At 51.1% G+C, this 16,958-nt stretch carries 10 protein-coding genes; 8 read left to right on the top strand and 2 right to left on the bottom strand.

The window, feature by feature from the left end:
- Positions 1-40: 40 nt before the first annotated feature.
- Positions 41-2,305 (bottom strand): glycosyltransferase family 39 protein, encoded by a 2,265-nt coding sequence (locus EL633_RS10710; RefSeq protein ID WP_126627167.1) that lies wholly within the window; start codon positions 2,303-2,305, stop codon positions 41-43.
- Positions 2,306-2,913: 608 nt separating this feature from the next.
- On the opposite strand from EL633_RS10710, the gene EL633_RS10705 reads away from it, so the two are divergent.
- Together EL633_RS10705 and EL633_RS10700 are read left to right on the top strand one after the other, a co-directional pair.
- Positions 2,914-5,364: a sensor histidine kinase gene (locus tag EL633_RS10705; protein ID WP_126627166.1), complete on the top strand. Its 2,451-nt coding sequence runs from the start codon at positions 2,914-2,916 to the stop codon at positions 5,362-5,364.
- A complete protein-coding gene (locus tag EL633_RS10700) occupies positions 5,361-6,014 on the top strand; it encodes a response regulator (RefSeq protein WP_126627165.1) in 654 nt (217 codons plus the stop codon). Before EL633_RS10705 ends, EL633_RS10700 begins: the two co-directional genes overlap by 4 nt.
- A 21-nt stretch (positions 6,015-6,035) precedes the next feature.
- Here the strand turns inward: EL633_RS10700 and EL633_RS10695 are convergent, their stop codons facing one another.
- Entirely contained in the window at positions 6,036-7,760 is a 1,725-nt protein-coding gene (locus EL633_RS10695; RefSeq protein ID WP_126627164.1) for a VCBS domain-containing protein, read from the bottom strand.
- Positions 7,761-8,073: 313 nt separating this feature from the next.
- Here EL633_RS10695 and EL633_RS10690 point away from each other — a divergent pair, with 313 nt between their 5' ends.
- The 6 genes from EL633_RS10690 (at position 8,074) to cydC (ending at position 16,957) form a co-directional block, all read left to right on the top strand.
- Positions 8,074-9,384 (top strand): NF041680 family putative transposase, encoded by a 1,311-nt coding sequence (locus EL633_RS10690; protein WP_126627163.1) that lies wholly within the window; start codon positions 8,074-8,076, stop codon positions 9,382-9,384.
- Positions 9,385-9,710: 326 nt separating this feature from the next.
- Positions 9,711-10,205, top strand: coding sequence for an aminoacyl-tRNA deacylase (locus tag EL633_RS10685; protein ID WP_126627162.1), 495 nt, complete (start codon positions 9,711-9,713; stop codon positions 10,203-10,205).
- A 641-nt stretch (positions 10,206-10,846) separates the two neighbouring features.
- Complete coding sequence (locus tag EL633_RS10680; RefSeq protein WP_126627161.1) at positions 10,847-12,232, top strand: cytochrome ubiquinol oxidase subunit I; 1,386 nt, start codon at positions 10,847-10,849, stop codon at positions 12,230-12,232.
- Positions 12,233-12,247: 15 nt separating this feature from the next.
- Positions 12,248-13,267 (top strand): cytochrome d ubiquinol oxidase subunit II, encoded by a 1,020-nt coding sequence (cydB, locus tag EL633_RS10675; protein WP_126627160.1) that lies wholly within the window; start codon positions 12,248-12,250, stop codon positions 13,265-13,267.
- 169 nt (positions 13,268-13,436) lie between these two features.
- Positions 13,437-15,191 carry a thiol reductant ABC exporter subunit CydD gene (gene cydD, locus EL633_RS10670; protein WP_126627159.1) on the top strand — a complete coding sequence of 585 codons (1,755 nt, stop codon included), beginning with the start codon at positions 13,437-13,439 and terminating at the stop codon, positions 15,189-15,191.
- Positions 15,188-16,957, top strand: coding sequence for a thiol reductant ABC exporter subunit CydC (gene cydC / locus EL633_RS10665; protein ID WP_126627158.1), 1,770 nt, complete (start codon positions 15,188-15,190; stop codon positions 16,955-16,957). The genes cydD and cydC overlap by 4 nt, the downstream gene beginning before the upstream one ends.
- The last annotated feature ends 1 nt before the right edge of the window (position 16,958 follow it).

Raw genomic sequence — 16,958 nt, 5'->3', positions numbered from 1 at the left:
AGAAAGTCATAGAGGAAGGAAGAGGCCGCCATGGCCGTAGCTACGCTGCTTTACAATCATAGAGTTGATTGTTCATTCCCATTCCACCACCTGGTATCCCACCCTGGGCGTTGTCGCTTTGCTGTGTATTCGTTTTCCATTGATCGGTTGGAACCACTTTACAGCTGCTCTGGACCCAGGATATAATTTTGCCGTTACTACCCGCCATGCCAGCCGCCATGTTACCAGGATTACCACCACCCATTTTCTCGATCATTTCTTTTATCGAGGCAGGCAGATTCTTGAATGTATCATTGCTCGTAGCAGCTGGAAACATAAAGTAACGTACTTCGCCTGATGCGACTTTTTGTTGCAGTTGCTGGAGTGTCAGGATAGGATCACTGCCAACAAAGCCACCCAGCGCCATTACGGGTTCGCCAGTCGCAATGATCAACTGTTCTCCAGCCATGGCACTCTGAACCGCCACCAGATAGCGAGCATTACCTTTATTAGCCTGCAAAAACTGGATCGTCCTGGTATCAGCTTTTTCACCACCGAGAAAATTACCCATGCCACCTGAACCACCTGGAAAACCAGCGCTTCCTCTCGGAGTCCCTGTACCAGCACCGGGCAAGCCGCCACCAGGAAAGCCAGCGCCAGGCAAGCCGGCACCGCCACCAGGGACAGCCGTACCATTGGCACTTTGCAGCTCTTTAATCATCGCGCTCATACCACCATCACCATTGACCAACATCGGACCTGCGGTAGGCAGGACGGAATTGGAGGGCATTGCCAGAGCCATGGCGGACCAGATCAACGGCGTGAGCATCAATCCAACCACGCTCACAATCACAGCGGGACGCTGCAGCCGCATAGTCCTGGCAGTAATTTTGACCTGCATCTTGCTGATGATCAGCGCTACAATACCTAGCGCACTCAGGACCGCGACCACCGGAGTCAGGATGGTTGACCAGGGAGAACCGTAAACGGACAATAAGTAGACCTGTTCAGCTACGGTTAAGAGCAGGGCAACCGGCAAGGCCCAGGTACGCCAATCGCCGCGATCACGCTTACGATAGTCGTTCCATAAGGTGACCAGTCCAATTCCTACCAGGGCACAGAGCGCTGGCGCAATGATTACCAGATAGTAAGAGTGGAAGAAACCGGCAACACTAAAAAAGGTAGCCGCCGTTAAAAACCAGACTCCCCAGAGTACCACCGCCTGATGCCAGCGATTGAGTGGTAAGCGTAACCGGGCCTGCCAGGCCATAGCGATCAAACCCAGCACGGCCAGCGGCAAGAGCCAGCTTACCTGTCCGCCTAAATCAGCCTTCAAGAGACGCAAGGCACTGGGGTCTCCACCTTCATTCATCATGCCAGCACCAAAAGCGGGAGTAGCGGATGAGCCTGTCTGTGAACTGGTGCCTGGGGCTCGATTGCCACTTCCCATACCCGTGATACGCTGCAAGCCGTTATAACCAAAGGTCAACTCAAGCTCAGAGTTTGTCTGGCTGGAACCCACATAGGGACGCTGAGAAGCGGGCACCATATCGACGGCCACGATCCATGCGAATGAAACAACCAGCAACAGTGCCAGGGCGATTAGCAGATGGATCATGCGTTTGCCCCAACCATGACGTGTGCTCAAGAGATAGAACAGGCCAAAGGCCGGCACAACTAAATAAGCTTCCAGGGTCTTGATATTAAAACCCAGGCCCACCAGTAAGGCGCAGAGCAGCAGCCAGCGCAACTTGCCTGTGTCGACCGCCAGCAGCAGGCACCAGGTTGCCAGTAAGAGGGTCAGTACCAGCAGTGAATCCAGATTATTATCTCGATTCATCACCACGGCAATAGGTGTCAGCGCCAGCGCCAGCGCCGCAATCAGACCCGGTACAGGACCAAATCCACGCCGCACCAGGCAATAAATGATATATACCGAAAGCGTGCCGGCAATAGCCTGTGGCAGCAGCACACTTATACCAGTAAAGCCAAAACCAAGGAGCTCAAAAATCTTCGCGCTTAACGCCTGAATCCACAAGCCCAGCGGCGGCTTATCTACCGTCACAAAGCCACCAGGATCAAACGAGACAAAGAAAAAGTTATGCCAGCTCATCAGCATACTTTTTACGGCCGCGGTATAATATGCATTGCCATAGCCGTTTTGTTGAATAAGAAACACGTTCAGAAAGGCAGAGAATGCGACGATGACAGCCAGTGTAATGCGCTGCCAGCGTTGGGTTGGCTGTGATTCTGCTATTGTCTGTGTTTCACTCTGCTTGTCCGGCAAAGCAGGATTGGTTACAGTTGAAACATCATCAGTCTGCATGTAATTTAACCTCTATACTTTTTATGATTTATGCATCAGAACTACCCAAAGCTTACCTTGCGACATCGCGCTTGTCTTCGGGGAAATCCCTGATGTGACATTTGCACATCAAAACACAACATAAGCATTCAAGAGGAGTCAGGGAAAACCCTGATGTTGTTTCAGTCTAGCCTGAGCTACAATAAGAGTACATATCTATAGATAGTCAGGGATTATGTGACACCTCGCGCCTGCGGCGCTCGCTTATTTATATATGTATGGTGTGGTGGGCGGCCGCCCACCACACCATACATATATAAAGTTTGAGGACGAAACGGGGTCATTGACACCTGTGGCAACCTCTTCATTTTTCATTTGTGGTGACGGTGTGTGAAGGCGGGCGACCACCACACCACACCACACATATATAAAGTTTGAGGACGAAACGGGGTCATTAACACCTGTGGCAACCTCTTCATTTTTCATTTGTGGTGACGGTGTGTGAAGGCCGCCGCGGCGGCCTTCACACACCGTCACCACAAACCTGGGCGAGCGCCGCAGGCGCGAGGTGTCACATAAGGCCAGACGGGGATTTCATTCTGGTAGGAAGGGGAGGATAAGAGTAATATATGAAAGAGAGACTCTTGCGACAGCAGCCTCAACGCAGCAATACGGCGGTCAGACGCTGGATTGTGGTAATTATTAGCTTGCTTGTGCAGGCAGCGATACTGTTGCTCATCATAAATACACAGCAATCTCAGCATCCCGAGGTGACACTGACACCTGTTGCGGGCCAGACAGGTACATGTCAGGTGGTAAATGTTGCACCTTTTAGCGAGGCATGGGCCAATAATGTGCGCGTCGGGTCCGTGATCCAGCTACTGAAACCTCCATTTAGTCCTGAACAGGCGCAAAATTGTCAGCTCACAGGCAATGTACTGGCCACCAACGGGACTGGAGGCCCTCCCTTTACCCTCCATGCGGCCCCCCAGGCATTGAACTCTCTTGATACCTTTATTGCTACATTCATGGCGCTACTCTTTGCGCTGGCCGGAATCGCCATCTTCTTTCGCTCGCAGGATCGTCCGACCGCGCGTATCGCGTATATTCTGTTTTATGTGGTCTCATTGATGTGTACGTTATTTGGTACCTTCAACTTAAATGTCCCATGGACCAATCAGCTTTTTTTAAATCTACTCATTTTGACAACCGGATTATCTACCACCTTTGTCTGCCTCTTTCCTCATCCCCAGGTTAACCATAGGACCAGACAGAGATACACATGGCTACCTTATCTGCCTCTGGCGATTGGGATATTTTTGCTGGTCGCGGGACTTGCATTCACAGGAACCAATAATGGGTTGCGCGGGCCGTTCCAGCTTTTGATGTTTGCCTATAACATTATCTGTGTCTGTATCGTCATCGGCATCCTGATCTGGGGCTTACGCAACATGGGACGCTCAGAACAGCAATTGGCACGCATGGTGATGATCGGCGTGATCTTCCTGCTGATTATTTCCAGTTTAAGCATCGGCATTATTCCACCTATGCCCTTCTTCCATCGCAGCCTGCTGCATCTGGTACCAGTGCCTCTGGTGATCCTGCCGATCATCTGCGATTATGCGATCTTCCGTCATCAATTACTGGGCACAACCAGCCTGTTGAGCCGTAAGGTGATGCGTGTCTTTTTATGGATCTTGCTGGCCTGCGCCTTTATTTTTCCCGCTATTATTCTTCTGCGCTCATTTACTGGGGGCGATAGTACGGTCCAGCTAGAGTGGCGCGACTATCTGTATGCGGGCTTGATGGCGGTCAGCCTCTGGCTCTTCCCCTTTGTCTGGCATAAGGTGCGCGATACCGGCGATCATGTCTTCTATCATGATTTCTATCAGTATAACTATGAGCTACGTCAGTTGAGTACAGCGCTAACAGGGTTGCGCGGCATCGACCAGATCAGCGCATTTGTTCTGCCTCAACTTGAACGGTTGCTGAATGCCAATGAGGTGGCCCTATTCATTCGCGCCACCTCACAGGATGAGATGCGCTACATGGCGGAGCACAGCCATGATACCAGCGACTGGCATATCTATCGCTATTCGCTCAAACAGCCTGCCTATACCAATAGTCAGTTACGTTCAACGGCCGATCTAGCCCTCTTCCACTTTCGCCAGCGCTCATTTGAGCCGGTGCTACTGGACAATCTATTACTCTTCTCACTCTATGATGGAGAGTTGATCACCGGCTTTCTCTGTCTGGGTCCGAAAAAAAATGAGGAGCCGTATAGTCGGCAGGACAAAAGCTTTCTGGCCTCATTGGTCGCCCAATTGTCGGTACTGGAGGTCAATAATCGCTATCTGGCACAGGCCCAATCCGATGCGCAGAAGTTGATGGCCTTAAATCACCGCGTCATTCTGGCGCAAGAGGACGAACGCCGCCATCTGGCCCTTGATCTGCATGACGATGTGTTGCAGAAGGCGATGTTACTGGTACGTGAGCTTGGGGATGCAGACAAGATGCAGGATATCACAGAGGTTCTGCCATTGGCACGCCTGGTCGTCACCAATCTACGCCGCACCTGTCTGGCACTACGGCCATCGCTCCTTGAAGAACTGGGATTGGCGGAAGCGCTACGCTGGCTGGCTCGCGAGACGGAACAGATGGGTGGAAAAGGCTTGCATGTTATCGCCTATAACCTTGGACAAGGTCCCGAGCGAGAGACAGAAAAGGCCAGCACCATTGACCTGGCATTTTACCGGGTCGCCCAGGAGGCACTGGCAAATATCACTAAACACGCCCACGCCAGTAGAGTAGTTGTTCGTCTACGCTATGGCCCTCAAGGAGAGATCTCATTAGTGATCGCAGACAATGGCTGCGGTTTCCGGTTAGGAGATCCTCGCCTGGAAAGTCTGGGTATTGTCGGGATGCATGAGCGCATGGCGGGCATCGGTGGTACGATAGCGGTGCGCAGCCAACCAGGCCGGGGCACGGCTGTACGCGCGACCTATACACCACCGCCCTCTACATCAATACAGCACAAGGACATCCTATCCATCCACAAACTGGAGGAACCTGCACGATGAAAAGTAGCCGCCCTGTGACGATTCTGCTGGCCGATGATCACGCCATGATGCGTGAGGGGACGCGCAAATTACTAGAAGAGGATCCATTACTGAACGTGATCGGTGAAGCCCAGGACGGAACCGAGGTCCTGGCCTTCTGCCAGCACACGCGGCCCGATGTAGTGGTGCTGGACATCTCAATGAAAGGCATGAATGGCTTTGGCGCGGCCCAGGCCCTGCTGGCAAAACCGGGACAGGCACCAGCCATTCTAGTCCTGACCGCATACGACCAGATTGCCTATGTACAGGCCATGCTTAAATTTGGCGTCAAGGGCTACTGGATTAAAAGCGCCAGTGGAAGCGAGATCCGTCAGGCCATCCATGATGTAGCACTGGGTAGACGCAGTCTTGCCCCCGAGATACGCCAGCTTCTCGAAGAGGATCGCGAAACACTGGCTGGCCCTATCGAGCCCCTGACCAGCCGTGAGCAGGACGTGTTACGACTCATCGTACAAGGTCTACGCAATACCGAGATCAGTAAGCGCCTTAACATCTCAGTCAAAACCATCGAAACTCATCTCACCAGCCTCTATGGCAAGCTAGGTGTACAATCCCGTGCCGAAGCTATCGCCCTCGCCCAGCGCCAGGGACTGCTCCTCGAGGAACGCTAACCGGTTGAGGATCGGTGGTATTTAGACTGTTGAGCCAGCTTGTAGTCCTGTAACTTTGTTGATGATTATTTTTATATCTTTAGCGGCAGTGGGAACGGCACTACCAATACCACCGGCCGTCGTCAGCGTTACTTTCTGCATATCCTTGCGCTCATTCAAGAGCACTAAGGCATCCTGGTTCTTTTTTCCGGCAATCAGATGCTTGATGGCCTCCAGGCGATCAGGCGTATATTGATAGGTCCAGATCCCTTTTACGCTCATCATGAACACGCCACTCTGGCTGGTAGTTGGTTGACTAACAATCATATCTCCCGCGACCCCATAATCACTGCCGAAGCGCTCGCTACCATGGCTTTGATAGACTTTGACCGCCTGATCATGCAGCATCTTTTCGGTGTAGACCAGTGTTTTACAAGTAATGCTGAGCTTCACAGTTAGATTTGCGACTTCATCATCAACTTTATGGTTTGAAGATGAGGTTGGTGTGCATTGAGGAGCCTGAACGGACTTTTCAGCCTTGCCGATACTCTTCTTAACACGATCCATAGTGCCCGCCAGCAATTGATTGTTCAGCGCTTTCGTAGCATTATCAATGTCGGCTTGTTTCACATAGGTATAATTTATCGCATCATGCCCACCATTAAAGCCTTGACCATTAGAGAGATAACCAGTTCCGATTGGCACCTGGGTAATTGCATCAACAATATCGATCGGACCATCGATATCATGGGCCGGAATATTGCTAATGTCGCCGGCTGGTTCAGCATGGGCATTAATCGAGACCGAGCCACCATTCGTAATTTTAACTTCCTCATCGGTCACGATGCTTCTGCCTGCTGGATCCCTGACAGAGGAAATGGCCAGGTAATTTCCAGTAGGACTAATTTTAGTCAGCTGTATTTGCGATAAGCTGATTACACCGGTCGCTCTGGTGGCCTGATGCACGCCTTTTCCCGTGGCGTTGACGGTCTGGGTACGTTGCTGTGACGTAACAACAATCGACCGACCCACAACGAACATCAGATCGCTTTGTGTATTCTCAACTACAGTAATCGGATAGTTCTCATCCAGGCTCATTTGGACCGGCGTCACCTTCACCGTGGCGCTGGCGGCCGGAATAAATGTATAGAGTAATGCGCCTGATCCTATCAATAGGACGAGCAGGAGCGCAATGATGATGCCTTGTTGCCAGCGCTTAAGTTTCCGTGGAGCACGGGCAGGCCGAGAACCGGCTAAAGTAGGACCCATATTTACGTGTGGGCCGTTGCGAGCACCATGACTTAAGGTATTTGGTGCCAGTATCGGCTCTGTACGCTCATCAGGGGTTGGCGGTATTATCTTTGTATTGCGATCCGCGATTGGCACAAGGATGCCCATCAACGCTGAAAAACGAGCACGATTGTCTGCGGGCCGCTGCCCCCGTACCGTGTGTAGTGCCTGACTGATCGCCTTGACATAGTCAAGCAAAACCCTTTGGGTCTCATCGGTATATGCCGCAGCAAAATAGGGATGGTTGGAGGCAATCCCTAACTTCTGTAATGGAATGGTGGTACCATTGTGCTGCAGGCTACGAGGCGCCTTCTGCAAGAATTCATCCTTTTCTGCTTGTGTTTCGATTGTCACTCCAGGAAAAAAAACTAATAATAGTGGAGTGTTCTGCTCAGCTACAAGGAGTTCACAAAAAGGATCTTGAAAAGGGAGTGCGATGACTCTATATGTGCTGATGAATTCGCCTATGAGTGTCATAACAGAATTTCACTCCTTGCATGCACAATCATAATTTTTCTGTTTATGTACGATCAAGACACAAGTGGCACCGTGTTCGTGTAGCATCGATATATTTAATAATAAGATACTCTACTATAATGTATAAATCAATAGTTAGCTTGATTTATTATTGTAAATCATATGAGATGTTTCTGAAGTATTTTATTTATCTACTGCATCTTTGCCATTGACGTTTAAACTAATTTAGACAAAAGGCCCCCAACCTTGCGGAGGGCGGCCTGATCAAGTAAAGTTTCGATACTAAATCAAACAAAAACGGAGCTTTACTTGTATGAACCTTAACACATTGAGACGCTTTCGTCACGAGATCTATGATTGTTGTGAGCGAGCCAAAGATGCGCTCTTTACGACCATGGATGCCCTGATCACCCAAACCCAGGCTCGTTCGTTGCCCGAATTGTCGCAAGATCCTCGCTTCCAACGGCATTGGTCGAGTGTCTACGAAGCCTTTGAAGATGGGCGCATTGATCGCAAGCGGTTGCAAGAGGTTTTTGTGCGCTATCTGCCCGCGCCCCCGCAGGGCCGTCGACTCTGGATTGGGATTGATGCCAGCAGTATCGCTCGACCAGCGGCTCGTACCTCGGCGGATCGGACGGCCCAACCGGTGCACAATCTGCCCAAGAGCAAGCAAGCGATCACCTACGGTTGGCAGTTCTCGACGGTGGTAGCCTTGCCTGAGCAACCCAGCAGCTGGACCTACCTGCTGGACCAGCAACGCATCGCTTCCTCGACCACTGCCATTGAACTGGCATTCACGCAACTTTCGGAATTGGCGCCGCAATTGCCAGTTCACAGTATCGCGGCGCTGGATCGTGGATATGATTCGACTTGGCTGTGGTGCCGCTGTAGCACTTTGCCAGTCGGTGTGCTGGGCCGTCTGAAGTGCAATCGTCGCTTCTATCGACCGGCGCCCCCACCAACGGGAAAGCGAGGAGCGCCGTGCAAAGATGGGGCGATCTTGCAACCCAAAGATGAAGCGACCCATGGCGAGCCAGATGGAAAGGCGGAATGCACCGATCTGAAAGGTCGTCCTGTTGAGATCAGCTGGTGGAAGCATCTGCATGTCAAGGAGGCACGGTGGCTGGAACTGAGTGTGATGCGTGTGCTGCGACCACATGCTACCAACCAGGAGCGCGATCCGCGCATCAGCTGGTTTGTCTGGATTGGCGATCCCAATGCAGATCTCGCCGACATCGCGTTGGGCTATGCACGGCGCTTTGGTCAGGAACACGGCTATCGCTTTGACAAACAGGCATTGTTGTGGGAGAAACCGCGTTTGCGTACTCCCGAGCAATTTGAACGCTGGAGCCAGGTGGTCGCGATGGCGCATAACCATGTGGTGGTGGGTCGAGATTTGGTGCAAGCGCATCTGCACCCATGGGAAAACAAGCAGCGCCCACCCACGCCACAACAAGTGCGACGCGGGTTTTCCAAATTGTTGGTATGTTTGGGTACCCCTGCCAGATCGCCACAAGCACGCGGAAAAGCGAAAGGCCGGATCAAAGGAGCCACGATACGCAAGGCGAAGCGGTATGCACCAGTTCGCAAGACGCCGAAAGTGCCTCAACTTGTTCCATCCTGATGCAGATGTGCGCACCAACATCGATCATCTTTCTTTGAACGGAACTTCTCTTGAAGTTCTGGTAGGACGGATTAGTTTAAACGTCAATTGCCAGCTCTCCTGTTTTTTTACACCGCATCTTCGAGTGTCATGCATTTTTTGCCAACGCAACCATAAGCATGTGAAGAGGACACGTCCCTGGACGGTGACTTCCGTGGTGTGTAAGTCGTTGCAAAAAATGAATGGCAACATGGTTGCGCATGCGTTTTTCTGCGTAAGAGTGTGTTATAGTGGTTTTGTTGTTTTTTGCGTTTCTGATTTTTTCCTGGTAAAGGATTGTTGATGCTATGGCGAAAAGAGTACGTACGCAGGCGATGAGGGCTCTGGATGCTCATAAGGTGACGTATAAAGTGCATATATTTCCGGATACGATTCATAATGCTGAGGAGGTGGCGGGTCAGATTGGATTGCCACCGGAGCAGGTGTTTAAGACGCTGGTGGTATTACGTGAGAATGAACCAAATGCTCATGCGCTACTGGTGATGGTTCCGGCAAATCATGAGTTGGATCTGCGCCACTTTGCGCAACAGATCGCTGTGAAGTCAGTACGCATGGCGGGCCATGATCAGGCGGAAAAACTTACTGGCTTGAAGGTGGGTGGTATATCGGCACTGGCTTTACTCAATCGTCCATTTGATGTGTATCTTGATGATAGCGCTACGCACTTTGATGAGATTGCGATCAGTGCGGGCCAGCGCGGCGTTAATCTACAACTGAAAGTCAGTTCTATCATTGAGCTGACTGGTGCTCAGGTGGTCAGCGTAACGACAGCAAAGAAGTAGGCGCTAACCACTTTTTATCGGTCAGGTCTCCCTCCCTGCACGATTCCACGAATTGCTTTTTCCTTGGAGCACCTTAGAGAATAGCTAAAGCTGAGCATTATAACTGACGGGACCAACCCTCGGGTACCACAATATCTATACATGTGTGCTGGTGTCAGGTTACATGTTGCATCAGATGCAGCATGTAACCTGACACCAGCACAAAAAACAACCTCCACAGTACCCTACCGTGCTCTCCAATTTCTCTCTACTCATCCGAGGCATTCAGGTTATCGTAATAAATACACTAAGGTGTTATAGATCGCCTTCCTATGCCCCTTTATTGAGCCATAAGACTACACTTTATCATCCACATTACCGCTCTAGCTTCTATAATTGCCTGCTACCTGCGTGAAAATGCAGCTGAAAATAGGCTGAAATCTGATGACCATCACCGCTCTAGCCGCTTATATAGGAGATGCATTTCAAAGAGAGCAGAAACAATCAGGTCAATAATCGGGTGAAGTTCTGATGTCGAGGGAGGTCAGCCAGTGGCATACTATGCATGTAAAGAAAAGTAGAAAACAAGCAATGAAGCAAATTTGGACACTGAGAAATAGATCCACGAAAGATTGTTACGATAAACACTAAGGAGCGCATCAGTGGATGCATTAACACTCTCAAGATTACAATTCGGTAGCACGATTATATATCATTTCCTGTTTGTTCCTCTGACGATAGGTCTGGCTTTAATCATCGCCATTATGGAAACAATCTATGTACGTTCGGGAAATGATACTTATAAGCGCATGGCCCAATTCTGGGGCAAACTTTTCCTGATTAACTTCGCGCTTGGCGTTGTGACTGGTATCGTGCAAGAGTTCCAGTTCGGTATGAACTGGTCTACCTATTCCCGCTTCATCGGAGATGTCTTTGGAGCTCCTCTGGCGATTGAGGCTTTGTTAGCCTTCTTCCTGGAGTCGACGTTCCTGGGCGTCTGGATCTTTGGTTGGGAAAAACTGTCAAAGAAAGTACACCTCTTAGCCATCTGGCTGGTAGTGCTGGCCTCAAATCTGTCGGCGTTCTGGATTCTGATCGCGAATTCTTTTATGCAGCAGCCGGTCGGTTATGCGATGCATAATGGTCGCGCCGAGATGACAAACTTTTTTGCTCTACTCACAAATCCAACTTTGTGGGAGCAGTTTCCACACGTCTTCTTTGGAGCTGTATGTACCGGTGCTTTCTTTGTGGTGGGTATCAGTGCCTATCACTTTATTAAAAAGTCAAAGGATCAGGATTTCTTCCGCAAATCAATGCACATTGGTCTGGTTATCGCCCTGATCGGTAGTATCGCGGTTTCAGTATTTGGCCACCTGGGTGGTCAACATGTGGTACAGCAACAGCCAATGAAGATGGCCGCCGCTGAAGCGCTATGGGACAGTGAGAGTCCAGCTTCGTTCTCGCTCTTCACCATTGGTGATCCCAAGAATATGAAAGATGTCTTTGCGATTAAAGTACCCTATGCCTTAAGCTTCCTGTCCTATAACAATTTTTCGGGTGAAGTAAAGGGTATTAAAGAGTTACAGGCCCAGGCTGTGAAAGAATATGGTCCTGGCAACTATGTACCTCCGGTCGTGGTGATCTATTGGAGCTTCCGTGTAATGCTGGGTATGGGTGCCGTAATGGCCCTGCTGGCGATGGGTGGTCTGTTCTTACTGTGGAAGAAACGCCTGGAGCAGATGAGCTGGTTCCTGTGGCTCCTGGTTGGCGGTATCGCGCTTCCATATCTAGGAAATACAGCTGGCTGGATGATGGCGGAGATCGGACGACAGCCATGGCTGGTGAATGGTCTGCTGAAGACGGCTGATGGCGTTTCGCCCAATGTGAGCGCCGGCGTTATCCTCTTCTCACTGATCACGTTTATTGTTCTGTATGGCGTCCTGGCAGCTATCGATGGTATCCTGATCTTCAAGTTTGCTCGTAAGGGTGTGGAGCCTGTGGAAGAGCATACTGAGAGTAAGGAAAAAGAGCTGGTTGCTTCCTTCTAAGAGAAGAGGAAAAAAATGGATCTACAAATACTCTGGATTGTGCTTATCATTATCCTCTTCACCGGATTCTTCGTGTTGGAAGGTTTTGATTACGGAGTTGGTATCCTCTTACCCTTTCTGGGTAAGAGCGATAACGAGCGGCGCATGATTATCAACTCGATTGGTCCATTCTGGGATGGTAATGAAGTCTGGCTGATTGCGGCTGGCGGCGCGATGTTTGCCGCGTTTCCAAATTGGTATGCCACTATGTTTAGTGGTTTCTATCTGGAAATGTTTCTGATCCTGCTGGCCTTGATCCTGCGTGGCGCGGCCATTGAGTTCCGTAGCTTACAAGAGCATACACGCTGGCGCTCGACCTGGGATGGCATGTTTTTCATCGGTAGCTTGCTCCCAGGATTTATCTGGGGTGTGATCGTGGCAAATCTGATCAGTGGTATGCCAATAAATGCGAAGATGGACTATGTAGGTGGTCTACTGACACCTTTTACACCGTTTAGCATACTCTTTGGTCTGGCAGTGGTCATGCTTTTCGCCCTGCATGGTGCGATCTTCCTGAGCCTGCGTATCGAGGGTCCTTTGATGCAGCGCGCCGAACGGGCCGCGCTACGCGTCTGGTTTCCGACCATCGCCCTGTTACTGCTTATCGCTGGCCTGGGCTTTAGCAACTCGCCGGTCATTCAGCACCTGCTCCTCGATGTCAGATTGATGCCATTAGATTATATCCTGTTGGCGGTCTTGATCTCGATTCCGTTCTTGCTGAAACGCCATCATAGCGGCTGGGCCTTTATCATGACTATCGTCACCATCATCCTGGCGGCCGTAGCCCTTGGTTTTAGCGCCTTCCCGAACATCATGGTCTCCACCCTCAATCCAGCCTGGAGCCTGACCATCAGGAACGCCTCGTCCAGTCCTTATACACTGACCGTGATGAGCTGGCTGGCACTTACTATCGTGCCGATCGTGCTCCTCTATCAGGGATGGAACTACTGGGTCTTTAAGCAACGCATACAGGCCCATAAAATTGGCCACTACTAATAACCAATGTAACCTGTATCCCTGGTATAATGAATAAGATATTCGTTCTATCAGGGATATATTTTGTCTGTCCTCACTCCTGGCAAACAAGCCGTGCCAGCCATATATCTGAGGAACCTCAAACGAAGCTAACCGCAAAAGTTTGTCGAAGCGATCAGGAGCGGTTCTCATGCAAATAAATAAACGCCTGTTACAATATGTCAAAACCATGCGCATCTACGTGGTGATCGTGGGTGCACTTAGCTTTCTGACTGCCATTTTTATTATCTTCCAATCACGCTATATAGCCTCGATCATCAATGCCGTTTTCCTCCAGAAGCAGTCACTGACCCAGGTGATGACCGCCCTGATCATTCTACTGTGTATTCTACTGGGTCGGGCCGCCGTGATCTGGGGCAACGAGATCGCGACCAATGTTGTATCTGGCGTGGTCAAGAGTGAGCTACGTTTACGGCTCTTTCGCCAGTTACTTAAACTCGGCCCCATGTATGTACGAGGTGAGCGCAGTGGCGAGATTGCCAATACCAGTACAGAAGCCGTGGAGTCGCTGGACGCCTACTTTAATCTGTTCTTTCCACAGGTATGCGCGACCCTGATCATTCCTCTGGCGATCCTGATCGTGGTCTTCTCGACCGATCTCATATCTGGCATTGTACTCCTGGTAACCTGGCCGATTCTACCAGTATTCATGATCCTGATTGGACTACAAGCCAACGCTATGACTGAGAGCCGCTGGCGGCAGATGAGCTATCTTAGTGCCCATTTTCTGGATGTCCTGCAAGGCATGACCACGCTCAAACTCTTTGGCCGCAATAAGGCCCAGTTGGAGACGATCCGCGCTATCAGTAAGCGCTATGGCGATACCACGATGGCCGTGCTACGGGTAGCCTTTCTATCATCCTTTGTGATGGAGATGGGTTCGACGATCAGTAATGCGATTATCGCGGTAGAGATTGGACTACGATTGCTCTATGGCAATATTCCTTTTGAGCAGGCTTTCTTTGTACTGTTGTTGACACCAGAATTTTATCAGCCGCTGCGTAATCTGGGCACACAGTTCCATGCCAGTATGAATAGCTCGGCGGGCGCGCAACGTATCTTTGATATTCTAGAGGTACCGGTCAAGGAGCCTGAGCTACCTGCTGGCAGCATAGCAAAGCCGGCACAGCTTGAGCAAACAATATCCCTTGAGGATATCCATTATGCGTATCCTTCCAGCGAGGAGTCACGTCAGGAGGCGTTAAAAGGAGTTTCGCTGACGATACAGCGGGGACAAAAGGTAGCGCTGGTAGGGAAGAGTGGCGCCGGTAAAAGTACCCTGGCAAATCTACTGTTACGCTTTATTGAGCCGGACCAGGGCAGTATCAAGGCCGACGACAATGATATCCGCAGCTTTACCGCCACGGCATGGCGAGAACTGGTGGCCTGGCAGCCACAACGTCCTTATCTCTTCAACACAACAGTCGCCGATAATATCCGCTTAGGTCGGCCGGAAGCGGATATGACCAAGGTGGTTGAGGCCGCCCGTAGCGCCAACTTGCACGATTTTATTGAGACACTACCACAGGGCTATGAAACATCGATTGGTGAGCGCGGCACACGCCTGAGTGGCGGACAGCTACAGCGCTTAAGTCTGGCCCGCGCCCTGCTGAAAAAGAGTCCTTTCCTGTTACTGGATGAAGCAACTTCGACGCTAGATGCTGAGAGCGAGGCACAGGTTTTGCAGACGATTGATCGGCTGGCACCCGAACACTTTGTCCTGATTATCGCGCATCGCTTGCATACGATTAGTAGCGCTGATCGCATTGTGGTACTGGATCAGGGACGAGTAATTGCCAGTGGCACCCATCAGGAACTGCTGGGACAATCGCCTGCCTATCAAGAGCTGATCAAGGCATATGAAGAAGAGGAGGCCATCGTATGAGCTCATCGCTACAACGCTTACTAAAACTGGCCTGGCCGATTCGCAACTGGATGCTGCTGGCGGCGTTGCTGGGTGCCTTCACGGTGATAAGCGGCATCGGACTCCTGACCACCTCAGCCTATCTGATCTCGATGGCGGCGTTGCATCCCGATGTGTCGGCGTTGAGCATCGCCATCGTGGGAGTGCGCTTCTTTGGCATTGCCCGTGGTAGTTTCCGCTATCTGGAACGCCTGATCTCGCACAGCGCCACCTTTCGGCTGCTCGCCAATCTCCGTGTCTGGTTTTATAGTGCCCTGGAACCGTTAATTCCGGCGCGCCTGATGGTGCAGAAAGATGGTCAACAGTACGAATTGCGTAGCGGTGATCTGCTACGCCGTGCCGTCTCGGATATTGATATCCTGCAAAACTTTTATATCCGTGTGCTGGCCCCACCGCTGGTCGCGTTGATCATCGGTGTCCTGATGTGGATCTTCTTTGGTGCTTTTGGTGCCACCTTTGGACTGATCTTTATCGCCTTCTATCTGGTATCTGGCGTAGGTATTCCCTGGCTGGCCCATCGGCTGGGACGACGTGTGGGCCGTGAAATGGTCAGCACGCAGGCCGAACTGGAATCCCAGATGGTGGATAGTGTACAGGGCATCGCCGACCTGATCGCTTTTGGTCAGCAGGAGCGTCAGGCGCGCTCGATCGAACAAATGAATAAGAAGCTACAGAAGCTACAAATGACCTCTGCCTATGTCAGCGGCATGCAGGGAACCCTGACCAATCTGCTTATGAATTTGAGCGCCTGGACCATGCTGCTGGTGGCAATCCCATATGTCTATCGCGGCGAGCTAAGTGGCGTCATCCTGGCGATACTGGTCCTGGGAGCACTGGCCAGTTTTGAAAGTATCTTACCGCTGCCAACCTCATTCCAACAGCTCGGCGGGAGCCTGGAATCTGGCCGCCGTCTGTTCGAGATTGTGGATGCCAAACCGGCCGTACAAAATCCAAGCACGCCCTCTCCAACGGCGCTCAATCACACTATTCAGGTGGAAGATCTGAGCTTCCGCTATGAAGAGAATGAGCCATACGTGTTGCGCAATGTCAGCTTTAGCGTGCCACAGGGCCAATGCCTGATGATTGTAGGACCCAGCGGCTCTGGTAAATCCACCCTGACCAACCTTTTGTTACGCTTCTGGGACTATCATGAGGGCAAGATCACGCTGGGTGGACATCCGTTACAGACGTATCAGCAGGATGATCTTTATCAGCAGATGAGTGTGGTGGAACAGGATACACATTTGTTCAATACCACGATTCGCGAGAATCTTTTGCTTGCCCGTAAGGATGCCAGCGAAGAAGAGATGATTGAGGCGGCCCGTAAAGCGCAACTGCATGAGTTCGTACTCAGTTTGCCCGAAGGCTATGATACCTCAGTAGGAGAACAGGGACTACGCTTGAGCGGTGGAGAGCGGCAGCGTGTGGCGATCGCCCGTGCGTTCCTGAAGGATACGCCTATCCTGATCCTGGATGAACCCACGGTCAATCTGGATGCGATTGCTGAACGCGCGGTACTTGATGCCATCAAAGATCTGCGTCAGGAGCGCACCACAATTATGGTCACCCACCGCCTCGCCGAAATGGAGATGGCCGACGAGATACTCGTCCTTCACCATGGTCAGGTTGTAGAGCGCGGAACACACGCGTCCTTGCTGCAAAGCGAAGGCCTCTACTGGCGTATGTGGCAACAGCAACGTGCCAGAGCCAGCGTGTCAGTCGAATAAC

It is taken from the genome of Dictyobacter alpinus, from assembly GCF_003967575.1.
GTDB lineage: Bacteria > Chloroflexota > Ktedonobacteria > Ktedonobacterales > Ktedonobacteraceae > Dictyobacter > Dictyobacter alpinus.
This window is presented reverse-complemented; position numbering and strand designations above follow the sequence as displayed.

Bases quoted from the DNA above. Each gene is read 5' to 3' on its own strand.
- EL633_RS10690 (WP_126627163.1), top strand. From the start codon at position 8,074: ATGAACCTTAACACATTGAGACGCTTTCGTCACGAGATCTATGATTGT.
- cydC (WP_126627158.1), top strand. From the start codon at position 15,188: ATGAGCTCATCGCTACAACGCTTACTAAAACTGGCCTGGCCGATTCGC.
- EL633_RS10695 (WP_126627164.1), bottom strand. From the start codon at position 7,760: ATGACACTCATAGGCGAATTCATCAGCACATATAGAGTCATCGCACTC.
- EL633_RS10705 (WP_126627166.1), top strand. From the start codon at position 2,914: ATGAAAGAGAGACTCTTGCGACAGCAGCCTCAACGCAGCAATACGGCG.
- EL633_RS10700 (WP_126627165.1), top strand. From the start codon at position 5,361: ATGAAAAGTAGCCGCCCTGTGACGATTCTGCTGGCCGATGATCACGCC.
- EL633_RS10710 (WP_126627167.1), bottom strand. From the start codon at position 2,305: ATGCAGACTGATGATGTTTCAACTGTAACCAATCCTGCTTTGCCGGAC.
- cydD (WP_126627159.1), top strand. From the start codon at position 13,437: ATGCAAATAAATAAACGCCTGTTACAATATGTCAAAACCATGCGCATC.
- cydB (WP_126627160.1), top strand. From the start codon at position 12,248: ATGGATCTACAAATACTCTGGATTGTGCTTATCATTATCCTCTTCACC.
- EL633_RS10685 (WP_126627162.1), top strand. From the start codon at position 9,711: ATGGCGAAAAGAGTACGTACGCAGGCGATGAGGGCTCTGGATGCTCAT.